General features: G+C 36.1%; 13 protein-coding genes and 1 tRNA gene. 8 read left to right on the top strand and 6 right to left on the bottom strand.

Annotated features, from left to right (window positions below; all coding sequences use genetic code 11):
- Positions 1-549, bottom strand: coding sequence for a LemA family protein (locus tag D1B17_RS08045; RefSeq protein ID WP_120142182.1), 549 nt, complete (start codon positions 547-549; stop codon positions 1-3).
- Positions 550-740: 191 nt separating this feature from the next.
- On the opposite strand from D1B17_RS08045, the gene D1B17_RS08040 reads away from it, so the two are divergent.
- From D1B17_RS08040 to D1B17_RS08025, 4 genes are all read left to right on the top strand, one after another.
- On the top strand, positions 741-1,817 hold the full coding sequence (locus tag D1B17_RS08040; RefSeq protein ID WP_120142183.1) for a serine hydrolase domain-containing protein: 1,077 nt from the start codon (positions 741-743) through the stop codon (positions 1,815-1,817).
- Between the two features lie 240 nt (positions 1,818-2,057).
- Complete coding sequence (locus D1B17_RS08035; protein ID WP_120142184.1) at positions 2,058-2,882, top strand: aldo/keto reductase; 825 nt, start codon at positions 2,058-2,060, stop codon at positions 2,880-2,882.
- 192 nt (positions 2,883-3,074) lie between these two features.
- Positions 3,075-4,847 carry an oleate hydratase gene (locus tag D1B17_RS08030; RefSeq protein ID WP_120142185.1) on the top strand — a complete coding sequence of 591 codons (1,773 nt, stop codon included), beginning with the start codon at positions 3,075-3,077 and terminating at the stop codon, positions 4,845-4,847.
- A gap of 146 nt (positions 4,848-4,993) precedes the next feature.
- The gene (locus tag D1B17_RS08025) at positions 4,994-5,512 is read left to right on the top strand and encodes a P-loop NTPase family protein (protein ID WP_120142186.1); all 519 of its coding nucleotides are present in this window, start codon (positions 4,994-4,996) and stop codon (positions 5,510-5,512) included.
- A gap of 9 nt (positions 5,513-5,521) precedes the next feature.
- On the opposite strand, the gene D1B17_RS08020 is transcribed toward D1B17_RS08025, so the two are convergent.
- The 3 genes from D1B17_RS08020 to nfsA form a co-directional block, all read right to left on the bottom strand.
- A complete protein-coding gene (locus D1B17_RS08020; RefSeq protein ID WP_120142187.1) occupies positions 5,522-6,148 on the bottom strand; it encodes an NUDIX hydrolase N-terminal domain-containing protein in 627 nt (208 codons plus the stop codon).
- Positions 6,149-6,228: 80 nt separating this feature from the next.
- A complete protein-coding gene (locus tag D1B17_RS08015; RefSeq protein ID WP_120142188.1) occupies positions 6,229-7,053 on the bottom strand; it encodes a helix-turn-helix domain-containing protein in 825 nt (274 codons plus the stop codon).
- A gap of 442 nt (positions 7,054-7,495) precedes the next feature.
- A complete protein-coding gene (gene nfsA / locus D1B17_RS08010; protein ID WP_120142189.1) occupies positions 7,496-8,233 on the bottom strand; it encodes an oxygen-insensitive NADPH nitroreductase in 738 nt (245 codons plus the stop codon).
- A gap of 199 nt (positions 8,234-8,432) precedes the next feature.
- Here nfsA and D1B17_RS08005 point away from each other — a divergent pair, with 199 nt between their 5' ends.
- The 3 genes from D1B17_RS08005 (at position 8,433) to D1B17_RS07995 (ending at position 10,630) form a co-directional block, all read left to right on the top strand.
- Positions 8,433-8,756 carry a VOC family protein gene (locus D1B17_RS08005; protein WP_120142190.1) on the top strand — a complete coding sequence of 108 codons (324 nt, stop codon included), beginning with the start codon at positions 8,433-8,435 and terminating at the stop codon, positions 8,754-8,756.
- A gap of 69 nt (positions 8,757-8,825) precedes the next feature.
- Complete coding sequence (locus D1B17_RS08000; RefSeq protein ID WP_120142191.1) at positions 8,826-9,650, top strand: hypothetical protein; 825 nt, start codon at positions 8,826-8,828, stop codon at positions 9,648-9,650.
- 293 nt (positions 9,651-9,943) lie between these two features.
- Positions 9,944-10,630: a hypothetical protein gene (locus D1B17_RS07995; RefSeq protein WP_120142192.1), complete on the top strand. Its 687-nt coding sequence runs from the start codon at positions 9,944-9,946 to the stop codon at positions 10,628-10,630.
- A gap of 481 nt (positions 10,631-11,111) precedes the next feature.
- Here the strand turns inward: D1B17_RS07995 and D1B17_RS07990 are convergent, their stop codons facing one another.
- Positions 11,112-11,711, bottom strand: coding sequence for a TetR/AcrR family transcriptional regulator (locus D1B17_RS07990; RefSeq protein WP_166806647.1), 600 nt, complete (start codon positions 11,709-11,711; stop codon positions 11,112-11,114).
- 109 nt (positions 11,712-11,820) lie between these two features.
- On the opposite strand from D1B17_RS07990, the gene D1B17_RS07985 reads away from it, so the two are divergent.
- The gene (locus tag D1B17_RS07985; RefSeq protein WP_120142194.1) at positions 11,821-13,236 is read left to right on the top strand and encodes an MDR family MFS transporter; all 1,416 of its coding nucleotides are present in this window, start codon (positions 11,821-11,823) and stop codon (positions 13,234-13,236) included.
- A 136-nt stretch (positions 13,237-13,372) separates the two neighbouring features.
- Here D1B17_RS07985 and D1B17_RS07980 read toward each other — a convergent pair.
- Positions 13,373-13,444 (bottom strand) — tRNA-Glu (locus tag D1B17_RS07980).
- Positions 13,445-13,489 lie beyond the last annotated feature (45 nt).

Below are 13,489 nucleotides of genomic sequence, written 5' to 3'. Positions count from 1 at the left end.
TTAAAACTTAACCTTAGGTGCTTCTTTGTCAACATCAGGGATTTGCAAGAAATTCATTTCCTTGAAGCCATGAATTCCAGCAATGATGTTACGAGGGAACGTTTGGATAGCGGTATCGTAAGCCTGTACTTGACTGTTGTAAGCTTGTCGTGCGTATGAAACTTTATTTTCAGTGTTTGAAAGTTCTTCCATTAATTGAGAGAATTCTTGGTTAGCTTTAAGGTCAGGATAGTTTTCAGCTAATGCAAAAATTTGACGTAAAGCACCAGTCAATTCATTATCAGCATCAACTTTATCTTGGAGAGAATTAGCACTAGTAACGCTGTTTCTCAATTCCACAACGTGGGCTAAGGTTTCCTTTTCGTGGGTAGCATAACCCTTAACGGTTTCAACCAAATTAGGAATTAAATCAGTCCGACGTTTTAATTGAACATCGATTTGTGAACTAAATTCACGGGCGCGGTTGCGGTATTTTACAAGACTGTTGTACATGCCAGCATATGCACCGATTAGCACTACGATGACAACAATTATAATTATTGTATTCATTAAAATCTCCTCTTCTCTTGATGGCTATATTTTACCATATCGTTTGAAAGGGAGCTAAAAATAGGATGATGCAAAATCATAGTTAAAAAGCGACTGTCACTATGCGTATTATTATAATTTTTTTGGAAATTAATTTATAATTAATAAATGAGGAAGGTCACTTATTTGTAGGTTTCATAGGTGAATATATTATGAAGAAAATCTTTCTACTAATTTTAATGCTCTTGGCTGCAATTTTGGGAACAATGCCCGTTACAGCTTCAGCAGACGATACCGTAGACCCAACTGTAGGTAGTCAATTGGATCAAAACATTGACAGTGTACTTAACCAAAAGGGTATTTCGGGGACATTGCTCGTTATCAAGAATGGCAAAACGGTTTATGAGACTAGTCGTGGCTATTCAAACTATGCTAACGGTCTTAGCAATGACAAAAATACTGCTTATGAAATTGATTCAGTGCAAAAGAATTTGACAGCGGCTTTGGTGATGAAACAAGTCCAAAAGAAACATTTGAAATTATCAGATAAGCTGAGTAAATTTTATCCAGCTATTCCTGGCAGTCAAAAAATCACAATCAGGCAGATGCTTGATATGACGTCGGGATTAGTCTTGAGTGAAGTTGGTCCCAGTGAAATTTTGCCAGATTCAGGAATTATTGATGCTGATATCCATAATGTGCATTTTTCGGAATTATCATATAAAAAGTGGAATTATCAACCAGTTAACTTCAATTTATTGTGTGGTATTTTGGAGCAAGTAACTGGTAAGTCTTACCAAGAACTGTTTACGAAAGCTTATATTAAGAAATTGCATTTGAAACATACGATTTTTGCCTATGATGAAAATCCTAAAATTGATAAAGCGGCTGGATATAATAACATTGATCCGTTGTCAGCACGCTTGGATTATAAAAATGCCTTTTATACGAGGAAGTTCTTTGAATTCGATGAATTAGGAACTGGACAAGTTTATATGAGTGCTAGGGATTTATACAAAGTTGAAAAATATATTATGCGTGGAAAGATGTTGAGTAAGAAATCACGCAAAATCTTATTTAAACGCGGCAGCATCAGCACTTATGGCGGCGGTATGTATCACGGAAAGAATGATAATTTTGCTAATGGTTGGGGATATGGCTTCCAAGGTGTCGTACATATTTCGAATAATGGTAAAGATGCAGTTATCTTGTTGGAGAATTATTCACGGATTGCTGCTGACGCTAAGCCGGTTGTCAAACAAATATACGGGATGATAGAGGATGAATAGACAAGGGTCAAAAAAGAAAAGCTAGCTATTTGGTTTAAAAAACTGTATGATTAGTTGTGCAGGTAGCCTACCTGTGATTTAAAAATGACCGCTTTGCACATTCCAAAGATTTACTGTAAAGTGGCCTAAAGTCCTACATCACGGATTGATGTAGGACTTTTTCTTTGCCCTAAATTAGATAATTGTTTGCTCGTACAAACTGTTGTATGGTAATAATGTTTATTGAGGAGGGATATATTTATGTATAAATTAAATGACGGTCAACAAATTCCCAACTTTGGGTTTGGAACATATAAATTGAATGGTCGTAAGGGTATTCAGAGTATTGTTTCAGCAATAAATAATGGCTACAAAATGATTGATACAGCCTATAATTATGAAAATGAAGGAGCAGTTGGTCGAGCCATTGCTGAAAGTGGCATTGATCGTGATAAACTTACGGTTACTTCCAAACTACCAGGACGTTATTACGCATATGATGATGCTATTGCCGCCTTGCAAGAATCACTTTACCGGACAAATCTAGATTATTTTGATTTGTACCTTTTGCATTGGCCTAATCCTAAACGCGGCATGTATGTTGAAGCTTGGCAAGCTTTGATCGATGCACAAAAATTTGGTTTAGTAAAATCGATTGGTGTCTGCAACTTTTTACCAGAACACTTAGAAAAGTTGAAAAAAGAAACTGGTATTTTACCAGCTGTTAATCAAATTGAGTTGCATCCATACTTTAACCAAGAAGAGATGCGTAAATTTGACAAGGATAACGGTATTGTAACGATGGATTGGAGTCCATTGGGAAGAGCAAGTTCTGTTCTAGAAGATAAGTTGTTAGTTGAACTTGCAAACAAGTACCATAAATCAGTTGGTCAGATTATTTTAAGATGGGAACATCAATTAGATACGATTCCCATTCCAAAATCAAGTTCTCCAATGAGACAACGCGAAAATATGAACATATTTGATTTTGAAATTTCAAATTCTGATATGGAAAGAATTAACGCATTGACTAAGCCAGATGGTCGCACCAAAAACCAAGATCCAGCGGTTTATGAAGAGTTTTAAAAAATGAGAGTGATATTTGAGATTGTCTCAAATACCACTCTTTTTATATTTTGTCTCAAAATGTAGTTAAAAACAAATCTAAAATTCACAAAGAAATCACACTTTTACTATTGCATATCCTAAACAATAGAACTATATTTTACGTGTAAGCAGTTACAAAACGAAAGCTAATTTAATCAAGAGGTGGTTCTTATGTATAGAAGTAATGGTAATTATGAAGCATTTGCAAGACCTTTGAAGCCAGAAGGTGTTGACGATAAGTCGGCCTACATTGTTGGATCTGGTTTAGCTGGATTGGCTGCAGCTTCATTTCTTGTACGTGATGGTCAAATGAAAGGCGACAAGATTCATGTTCTCGAAGAACTCGCTCTACCCGGTGGTAGTATGGACGGTATTTGGAACGAGCAAAAGGGCTATATTATCCGTGGTGGTAGAGAGATGGAACCTCATTTCGAAACGCTTTGGGATTTGTTCAGATCAATTCCTTCATTGGAAGATCCAGATGCATCAGTTTTGGATGAATTTTATTGGTTAAACAAGAAAGATCCAAGTTTCTCACATGGTAGAGTTATCCAAGATCAAGGTAAGGAATTGCCAACTGAAGGTCAATTAACTTTGACACCTAAAGCTGTTAAAGAATTGATTGATTTGGTTATGACACCTGAAAAAGATTTGGGTGACAAGAAGATCAATGAAGTATTCTCAGAAGACTTCTTGAATTCTAACTTCTGGCTCTATTGGTCAACAATGTTTGCCTTTGAACCATGGGCCAGTGCTATGGAGATGAGACGTTACTTGATGCGTTTCTGTCATCATATCGACTCACTTTCAAATCTATCATCGTTGAGATTTACAAAATACAATCAATACGAATCATTGATTCAACCAATGATCAAGTTCTTGGAAGATAAGGGCGTTCAATTTACATATAATACACACGTCAACAATATAAAAGTTGATACTTCAAATGGTTCAAAAGTTGCCACAGAAATTGACATGACAACTGATGGCAAGGACAGCACCATTGCTTTGACCGAAAATGATCTTGTCTTTGTTACAAATGGTTCAATTACTGAAAGTACAACTTATGGTGACAAGACTCACCCAGCACCAACTGAGCATGAATTAGGTAGCAGTTGGTCACTTTGGGAAAACTTGGCTAAACAAGATAAAGCCTTTGGTAATCCAGACGTCTTCTGCAAGAATATTCCTGAAGCTAACTGGACAATTTCAGGAACAATTACTTTGACAGACGATGAAGTAACACCATATATTGAAAAAATCAGTCAAAAGGATCCACACAGTGGTTCAATTGTCACAAGTGGTCCTGTAAGTATTAAGGATTCTAACTGGTTGTACGGTTACTCAATTAGTCGTCAAAAACACTTCAAGAGACAAAAGGATAATGAGTTAGTCGTTTGGGTTTATGGACTATTCTCAGATAAACCAGGTAACTTCGTCAATAAGAAGATTACTGAGTGCACCGGTGATGAACTTTGTGAAGAGTGGCTATACCATATTGGTGTTCCTACAGACAAAATCAAGGATATTGCTGAAAATCATGCCAGCACAATTCCAGCACACATGCCTTACATCACTTCATACTTTATGCCAAGAAAAGTGGGCGATCGTCCATTAGTAGTTCCAGAAGGTTCAAAGAACTTGGCCTTTATCGGTAACTTTGCTGAAACAGAACGTGACACCGTCTTTACAACCGAATACTCAGTCAGAACAGCTATGGAAGCTGTCTATACTTTGCTAAATGTTGATCGTGCGGTTCCCGAAGTATTTGGCTCAGCCTTTGATGTACGGACATTGTTGAGAGCAATTTACTACTTGGATGGTAAGCAAAAGATTGAAGATATCAAGTTGCCATTTAAGGAAAGAATGATTGAAAAGAAGGTTATGGAGAAAGTCCATGGCACATATATTGAAGAATTATTGAAAGATGCACATTTGCTATAGAAAATAGAAAAACACGAAATCCTTTTACAGATTTCGTGTTTTTTTGTGAATTTTGAATATTTTGTTAGACCAAACGTAGAATTGTACTTTTACTATATTTGAGTATGCTATTGTAATGATAAAAGCGTTTGGGGGTAGTAATAACGATGCATATTATAATTGTTGGAAATTCTGGGACAGGTAAGTCGACTTTATCGAAAAAAATTGCAAGAATTACTGGCTATCCATTAATGCACCTTGATAGTTTGTGGCATACGACCGACTATTCTGATAATGCTAAGATTTGGTTTGACCGCCAGCAGACACTATTCATGAATCAAGTGAACTGGATTATTGACGGTAATTATGCTAGAACGATGAATTTAAGAATACCTCAAGCCGATATTATTATTTGGCTCAAAGTAAGTAGAATAAAGTCATTATTTAGAGTTTTAAAACGTTCTCTATTGTGGAGAATTGATAAAAGTAGTAGAGCCGAGATGCCAGAACAGTTTAGTGAACATTTAGACTCCGACTATCTTGATTTTTTGAGAACGATTTTTGTCTATGATGATGACAAAATACTTAGGTTAATTGAAAAATATAAAAAGGATGATGCACAAATTTTTATTATCACTAATACTAGAGCAAAAAGACATCTTTTAAAAAAGATGTCTCGTTTGTAGATATAGTTTCTAATCAAAATAAGTCTGCCAATTAATTGAATGGTGACATTCAAAAGCTCGTTTGAAATCATCGGGCATATTTCGTGCTAATGATAAGTCCAAATTTAAAGCTTCATCTGGAGTAAAGTATTTAACATCGGATGTTTCGACGCCACTATGAATACCATTTTCTTCTGGCTCACATTCAAAGAAAAGTTTATAAACATAATTTAGATTCTTTTTGGGATAGTGATTTTTTTGCATATCTTTAATTGAAATCATTTTTAAGGGCTTAACTTTGATTCCGGCTTCTTCAAAGGTTTCTTTAACGGCAATATCAGCTGCTGAATAACCAATGTCACCCCAACCGCCGGGAATTGACCATTGACCACTACTTTTTTCACGAACGAGTAAAATCTTATCATCCTTAAAGATGGCGGCACGAATATCGACTTTCGGAGTTACGTAGCCAGTATCTTGGTCAAAATAAATATCTAGTTTCTTTGGAGAAGCATTACTTACTAATTGTGCAGTCAATTTTTTAGCTACCTCTTCGAGTTGATCGTAGCGTTCACGGTCAAAAACATCTTTGCTGTAATGTTTGCCGGTTTGAGCGATTGCTTGTAATTGTTCTAAAAGTTGTTCGATATCTGCCATAAGTTATAACCTTCCTTTAGTGAAAATTATAACATTTTTTATAAATGTAAAAACGCTTTCGATTGTGATTTGACGGGTTATTAGTTAACTTGTTCATAAGCTCTTTCGTGAATGAAGATATTGAAAAGATCATAATTTTTAATTGCCAATTGAGCATTTTTTTGTTTAACAATTTTAGCAATATTAGCCATCAAATAAAGGCTGTTGATTAGCATGAAATGTGATTCATTTTCAGTAATATAATGAATACCTTGTTCGATAGCTTCAATAGCGTTATCAAACTGTGAAAGTTGAAAATAAGAAAGAGCTGCCATGTAAAAAATCAAATTAAGATTTTCTTCATATGTGTTTTTAGGAAAATTCTTCAAGGAAAGCTCAATTTGACGTAAGGCTGATGTTTTTAAACCTTGTCTAGCGTAGACGTAACCTAAAGCAATATTACCCAAGCGAGTCAGGGTAGTCTGTTTACGACTATGACCGGCACTGGCTAATGATAATTTGAGAAGTTCTTTAGCATTATCGAATTTATGATCGAGTTTGAGGGAACAAACGGCTAAATAAAAGTAATATGCTTGAGTTTGCTTGCTAGTTTGGACTGTTTCTAAAACGGTTGGTCGATTTAAGAATATGCGTAATTCGTCGAATTCATGGTGCTTGTAAAAATAACTGACTTTTTGGTTAAAGTATTTTTCCTTACAAATCTTGAAATTGCTTGCTAATGTCAAATCATCAAAAACAACTGAGAGACGTTCGCAAAGGTTGATTAATAGTTGCGTATTGGGGATGTATTTGTTGTGTTCAATTTCAGAAAGTGTTGATTGGGAACAAATGTCTTCAGCAGTCTCAAGTTGAGAAAGCTTTTGTTGCTGCCGCGCTTCTTTTAAAATATCACCTAAATTATCCATTTTTTACACCTACTATCTTTATTTCAGCGAAACAAATTATTAATTTACTATAATTAGATGATATAAAAGTAGTGTATATTTTATGTTCAATTAATGTAAATTTTTGTTATAGTTGTGTAAATTTACAGAAAAAGGGTTGTTTTTTTTAATATGCCGCCTCCAAGAGCAAGAAAAAATTAGGTCGCTGTGGGGACCGGCCTGAGCCAAGGTCTCAGGCCTCGACTTTGAACCTCGCAAAAACCGCGAGTTTCAAAGTTCGTCCCGTGGTGTAAGAGCTAAAGCTCTAACGCCACCTGCACAGCGACCTAATTTTTCTTGCTCTTTCCGGTTAGTTTTATTGAGGATTTGAATTGTCACGATGATTTAAAAAAACTAGTAATAAAAAAATCTCATAATTGAGGTAATTTCATTACTAGTTTTTATTATGTATTAATATTTATCGTTAACTCAGTGAAAAGCCTTGTGCTTTCAAGAACTCTGCTACGTCAGGACGATGAACTTCTTTGAAGATTGCTAGGTTTTTATCGGTCCAAGATGTGTTGCTGGGATTAGTTTTTCGATTAGTGTAATAATCTTTTACCTTTTTATCATAGGCTGCTAAATCGTTGAACTTTTGGTTGTCATAAGAGTTAGTGGCAACTTGATTTGTTTGAGGTAGTCGTGGTTTTAGTTCGTTCTTGGTAGCTGGTACGCCGATGGTCATTCCAAAAAGTGGTATGGTGAAATCTGGCAAATTTAGTAGGCTTGCCACTTGCTTGATATTGTTGCGCAAACTTCCGATATAACAAATTCCTAGTCCCATTGATTCTGCCGCAGTAGCCATATTTTGTGCGGCGATGGTTGTATCGATTGTGGCTACTAGCAGGGCTTCCATATTTTTGATGCTATCTAATTTTTTCTGATTATTTCGTAAAATGGTAGCTTGACGATGTAAATCAGCAATGAAGATATAAAAAGTGTTAGCTTTTTTTACATGTGGTGAACTTATGGTTATATCAGACAATTTGTTACGAAGCGTTGGGTCAGTTATTTCAATTATAGAAAAAGCTTGTACAAATTCACTTGAAGAACCGTGTTGAGCGGCTGCTATTAAGGCATTCTTTTGATCAGTAGTAACTGGTTGGTCGGTAAAATTTCGGACAGAAACGTGTTGGAGCATGTTTTCAATCGTTGGATTCATTTTAAAACCTCATTTAATTTTTTTAATTTAACGCATAATGCTAGTTGTTCGTTTGATTATTATTTTAAATAATTTTTGTAACATACATTAATTTAATAACAAAAAGTTGAAAGATTCAAAAACTATTTAATTTTCTTCTTTTATCCATTGCCCCTCTGTTAAACTTAAATTATGACATATATGTTCGGAGGAAGTCTCTGTGAAAAAGGGAATTGAACTAGATATTGTTGTTTCTAATGCACTGATGGCTGCTCAAACGTTCAGCCAAGTGTTTGATGTGAAAATTTTGGAGATTCAGAGCACAGTTGAAAAGGATGACACGGTATTAGTTGATATGGAAGGGATGAAAATTCACTTTCTTAGTAAGAACGAGGCCGTAGGTTTTAAGGTACCCACAGTCACACCAGAATCAATGTGGGTCAATGTAGTTGTCGATGACATTCACAAAATTAGAGATGCGGCTGTTTCAGCGGGGTTTGAATTAACAATTCCAATTACTCAAGAGCCGTATGAAGGCTTGTAGTATATGTTATTAAAAGATACTGATAATTATCAATGGATGGTCTATCAAGCAGAATAAGGGGGATGAAGCATGCTTTTACTATTTTTATTACTGACACTTGAATTTACAGTGTTATCATTTGTACCATTTGGTTACGCGTTGGCTAAAAATCACAGTACACATTTACGAGTTCAATTTCATGTTTTTGTGCAAGTGGTTTTATTTTTAGTAGCGCTATTCTTTCTTTACTTCATGAATCCTGATCAAACTTGGAAAATGGTAATAGGGTTCAATTTACTTTGGTTAGCCGTTGCGGCAGCGTTACATGGAATTGTTCTGACGTTTTCCAACCATATAATTCCGCATCGAGAAGAAGGTCGACGTGAAGTTAACCAACCGGGATTTAAGTTAGCAGGTAAGTTTCTAGGCACCACAGTCGGATCATTATTACTTTTAGCGGCAATGATTTTAGTTATTATGGCGGCTGGCTTTGCAACAACTAAAGCGGTCGCTAGAATGACTGATGTAACGGAGAATTCAACAACTAAGAATGCTCCTATGCCAGTGATTAATTCGCAGAGTAAGGAAGTACCAGTTGTTAATTCATATAAAACGGTTCGTAATCAGATGCAGAACTCATTATCCAATGTACCTGATTCCAACGTTTACTCATTGAATCATGCTCGGGTGCAGTTTTATCATGGTAAATTAGTTTATATAGCACCGTTAGATTTTGATGGTTCATTTTTCCGTTACAACCACTATAAGAAAGTTCCAGGTTACTTTATAGTTGATGCAACTTCTAAGAATGCAAAACCCAAATTTGTGCGTAAAAGTATGCGTTATACGCCATCAGCTTACTTTGGTCATGATGCATCGAGAAAAATTTATGCATCAATAGTTGGTCGGGGTTAGTTGTATCAGGCAGTGCACCGCAATTAGAAATTAATGAATCCGGTCATCCATACTACGTTCAGACGTTATATAAGCAGTATGGTTTATCGAACCGGAAGAATTATCGCAAGATTTATGTAGCGGTATTAGATTCAGTTTCTGGTAAAGTAAAAGTTTATAAGCAAGGGACTGAGCCTAAATGGATTGACGTAACTTTTGATCCTAATATTGCGAGTGAGAAAATTTATTCTTATGCGGCTGAACGTAACGGTTGGTGGAATGCTCACGGTTTTGGAGGTTCCCGTCTCGGCGTTATGAAGTCGGTTGAAAAGGTCGGAACAGAAGGCCATGATGATGTTTTTACACCGATTGCCTACAAGAATAATATTTACTACTTTACTTCAATGACAAGTAACAATAAGAAACAGACATCTGTTTTAGGATATATGTACGTAAATGCTAAAACGGGTAAGACCTATTATTATCGTGAAGAAGCCGACGCTATGACGCCTAATCGGGCCGACAGCTTAGCCGAAAATCGTATGAAACAAACACAGTGGAAAGCCAATATGCCGCTACTTTATCGGATAGATGGTAAACCAACTTGGGTTGTTTCAATGATTGATGATAACGGTGCCTTCATGTCTTACGTTTATTTATTGGCAAATGGTAACGGTACCCAAGATACTGTAGCGGTTGGAACAGATGCTAAATCAACTTTGCAGAAATACCGTAATTTATTTAATACCGACTTGGGAACGGCCAGTTCTTCCTATTCAGGTAAGAAACAACGGTTTAATGGGACTGTCAAACGAGTTGTGAAAGTAAATAATAGTGAAGTCGCATTCTTATTAAATGAAAATGAGAATGTGTTCTATGCTTCAATTAAAGATTATCCACGTAATATGTTTATTCAAAGTGGTGATCAAATTAGTTTTACTGGTTATAAAGATGGCAAGACAGTTGTCGTTGTGAAAGATATCAATAATAAAACTCTGTGATACGCGTTTCTCTAGTTAAATATTCCGCCTCCAAGAGCAAGAAATTTTGGTCGCTATGGGGACCGACAAAAGCCGAGGTCTTTTGTCTCGATTTTGAACCTCGCACAAATCGCGAGTTTCAAAAGTCGTCCCGTGGTGTAAACACTAAAGTGTTAACGCCACCTGCACAGCGACCAAAATCTCTTGTTCTTTCCGGCTAGTTTATTCTTTGTTTCTAAATTAATAGTGAATAACTTTCAATATTATAATGTCACTGATAGCTAAAGTTATAGGATAAGGGGTATGGATTTTTGAAAGTGATTTTATTCCTACGGTCTGAAATCAACTAGCACCGCTCGTTTTTTTGATATGTCGTTCCAGAAATAAAATTAAAAGTATATTTGGTTTAGGTAGGAACCTTACTCTTTTAACGTAAATAGCTCCAGCAATCCAAAATCGGACTGCTGGAGCTATTTTTTAATGCTCAAGAATTTCGTAGTTTTCAATGCTTTGCTGTAAAGACTGGCATTAAAATATCGTCCACGATTTCGATAATAACTTGTTGCGTTACAACTTCTTGGCTGACCACTTCATTAACGAAGATTACGCTTGGTAGGTGAAGAACTCTTGGTGAAAGTTTATCGAATGATAATTCATGACGATTTTCAGCTTGTCTCAAAATTTGTTCAACGGCTGTTTGTAGTTCATTTTTTGAATTAGGAGCAGAAAAAAGTTTCTCCATTGGAATTGATTTTAAGCGATCAGTCACTAATCCCTTTAGTTTGTCAGTTCCAAACATGTCAAAGATTTTAATTAATTGGCTGAAAAAGTCGACTAGATCTTGTCTTAATGATCCTGTATTGGGAATTGTGAAATCTAGTTTAGGGCCAAATTTGAGGATAGCATGAGCGGCCAAGCTAGATTTCTCAGGCCAGCGGCGGTATAAGACCGGTTTAGCTGCATTAGCACGATGGGCAACTTCAGCCATTGTGAAATCTTGGTAGCCAACTTCTTGGAGTAGTTCCCAAGCGGCTTTTAAAACAGCATTTTCCAAATCAGCGCCGCGGCGGCGTTTTTGACCATTTGAATCAAATTTTGACAAAATAAACACTCCTTTACTTGCATTTTAAGATACTAGGGTATACTATTCGATTTATCAAATAAGAAACCGCAGTATCTTATTTGATAAAAAAAGTATTGAGGTAAGTGAAATGCAATTTTCAAATAATACGCAAACAGTATCAAAAACCCATTCATCGGTTGTTAAAATAGCCATAATTTTAGTTTTGGGTGCTATTGCTCCGATGCTTGATACGACAATGACAAATGTTGCCATTAATACTATCATGAAAGAACTTCACAGTTCAGTCAATATGGTGCAATGGGTCACGACTAGTTATATTTTAGCATTAGGAATCGCTGTACCGGTGGCAGGTTGGTTGGTCGACCATTTCAGTGGGAAGAAAATTTATCTGACCGCATTATTAGTCTTTTTAATAGGCTCAATTGTTTCGGAAATTTCTACTGATATTAATATGTTAATCGTAGGCCGAATTATTCAAGGTGCCGGCGCTGGTGTCATTATTTCTATAATTACAACATTGGTAGTGCGTGCAACTGGTCCACAAGGATTGGGTAGTATTATGGCAATTGTTGGATTGCCAGCCGTTCTAGCACCAATTCTTGGCCCAACGTTTGGTGGTTTCATTATTAAATCGTTAAATTGGCATTGGATTTTCTACGTTAATATTCCAGTTGTTTTAGCTTCATTAGGATTGTTATATTTTATGATGCCAGAATTCAAACCGCTTGGTGGTAAGAAGACTTTTGATTGGATCAGCTTGTTATTATTGGGTGGGATGTTCACCAGTTTGATTCTAGGTATTACTAAATTAAGTACCACCGGTAAGTTTACTAACTTCAATGTTTTTGGTCCCGTGTTACTAGGAATCGCTTTATTAATTGGATACGTGGTTTACGCAAAATTATTTCCCCAAAAAGCCTTGGTTAGTCTGAAATTGTTTAGATTTCCAAGCTTTACGGCATCGAGTATTTTATTATTGATGTCTGGATTAACAGTTAATGGTGCCATGTTTATCTTGCCACTTTATTTACAAAACATTCGTGGTTTAAGTGTTGTGATGTCAGGTGTTTATCTAATCGCCCAAGGTGTTGGTTTGTTAATCGCTCGTAGTCAAATCGGCAAATTGACTGATCGAATCGGTGCTCGTTGGGTCGTACTAGTTTCTATCTTAATTGCAGTGATCGGTACGTTGCCATTTGCCTTTTTTAACGCTAAGACGGCTACTTGGATTATTCTGTTGACCTTATTTGTTCGAGGTATTGCGCAAGGTGGTATGACGATTCCAATCATGTCCGATGCTTATTCAGGAGTGCCAGCAGAATTGGTATCAGAAGCAACAACTGCTTCAAGAATGTTGCAAAATATTGGTGGAGCTTTCGGAACAGCATTGTTAGCAACTTGGATTCAAACGCAGTTAAATGGTCAGATGATTACACCAGAGCGACTTAATTCTGCTTATCAGGGAGCATTTGGTGTAACGGTAATTGTAACTATTTTGGCGGTTATTCCAGCTTGGTTTTTGAGCCATCATAAACATGAATAATATTTAAAGTTAAATATATCGTTTTCTGACTATTTTTGTATCAATAATGGTTAGAGTATTTTAGCCTTCAAAAATAATAAAAAAAAGCTGTAGACTCTAGGCCCACAGCTTTTTTTCTATATAAGTTAACTCATTATCACCCGTGAGAGAATCGAACTCTCAACTCCACCTTGAGAGGGTGGCGTCTTAACCATTTGACCAACGGGCAATTAAAACAACACTCATAATTTTAACTGTAAACAGGTCTTTCTGT

This window comes from Companilactobacillus zhachilii (assembly GCF_003606365.2).
GTDB classification, from domain to species: Bacteria; Bacillota; Bacilli; order Lactobacillales; family Lactobacillaceae; genus Companilactobacillus; species Companilactobacillus zhachilii.
This window is presented reverse-complemented; position numbering and strand designations above follow the sequence as displayed.

Coding starts and splice junctions, on each gene's coding strand:
- D1B17_RS08025 (WP_120142186.1), top strand. CDS start 4,994: ATGCATATTATAATTGTTGGAAATTCTGGGACAGGTAAGTCGACTTTA.
- D1B17_RS07995 (WP_120142192.1), top strand. CDS start 9,944: ATGAAGTCGGTTGAAAAGGTCGGAACAGAAGGCCATGATGATGTTTTT.
- D1B17_RS08030 (WP_120142185.1), top strand. CDS start 3,075: ATGTATAGAAGTAATGGTAATTATGAAGCATTTGCAAGACCTTTGAAG.
- D1B17_RS08035 (WP_120142184.1), top strand. CDS start 2,058: ATGTATAAATTAAATGACGGTCAACAAATTCCCAACTTTGGGTTTGGA.
- D1B17_RS08020 (WP_120142187.1), bottom strand. CDS start 6,148: ATGGCAGATATCGAACAACTTTTAGAACAATTACAAGCAATCGCTCAA.
- D1B17_RS08045 (WP_120142182.1), bottom strand. CDS start 549: ATGAATACAATAATTATAATTGTTGTCATCGTAGTGCTAATCGGTGCA.
- nfsA (WP_120142189.1), bottom strand. CDS start 8,233: ATGAATCCAACGATTGAAAACATGCTCCAACACGTTTCTGTCCGAAAT.
- D1B17_RS07985 (WP_120142194.1), top strand. CDS start 11,821: ATGCAATTTTCAAATAATACGCAAACAGTATCAAAAACCCATTCATCG.
- D1B17_RS08040 (WP_120142183.1), top strand. CDS start 741: ATGAAGAAAATCTTTCTACTAATTTTAATGCTCTTGGCTGCAATTTTG.
- D1B17_RS08015 (WP_120142188.1), bottom strand. CDS start 7,053: ATGGATAATTTAGGTGATATTTTAAAAGAAGCGCGGCAGCAACAAAAG.
- D1B17_RS08000 (WP_120142191.1), top strand. CDS start 8,826: ATGCTTTTACTATTTTTATTACTGACACTTGAATTTACAGTGTTATCA.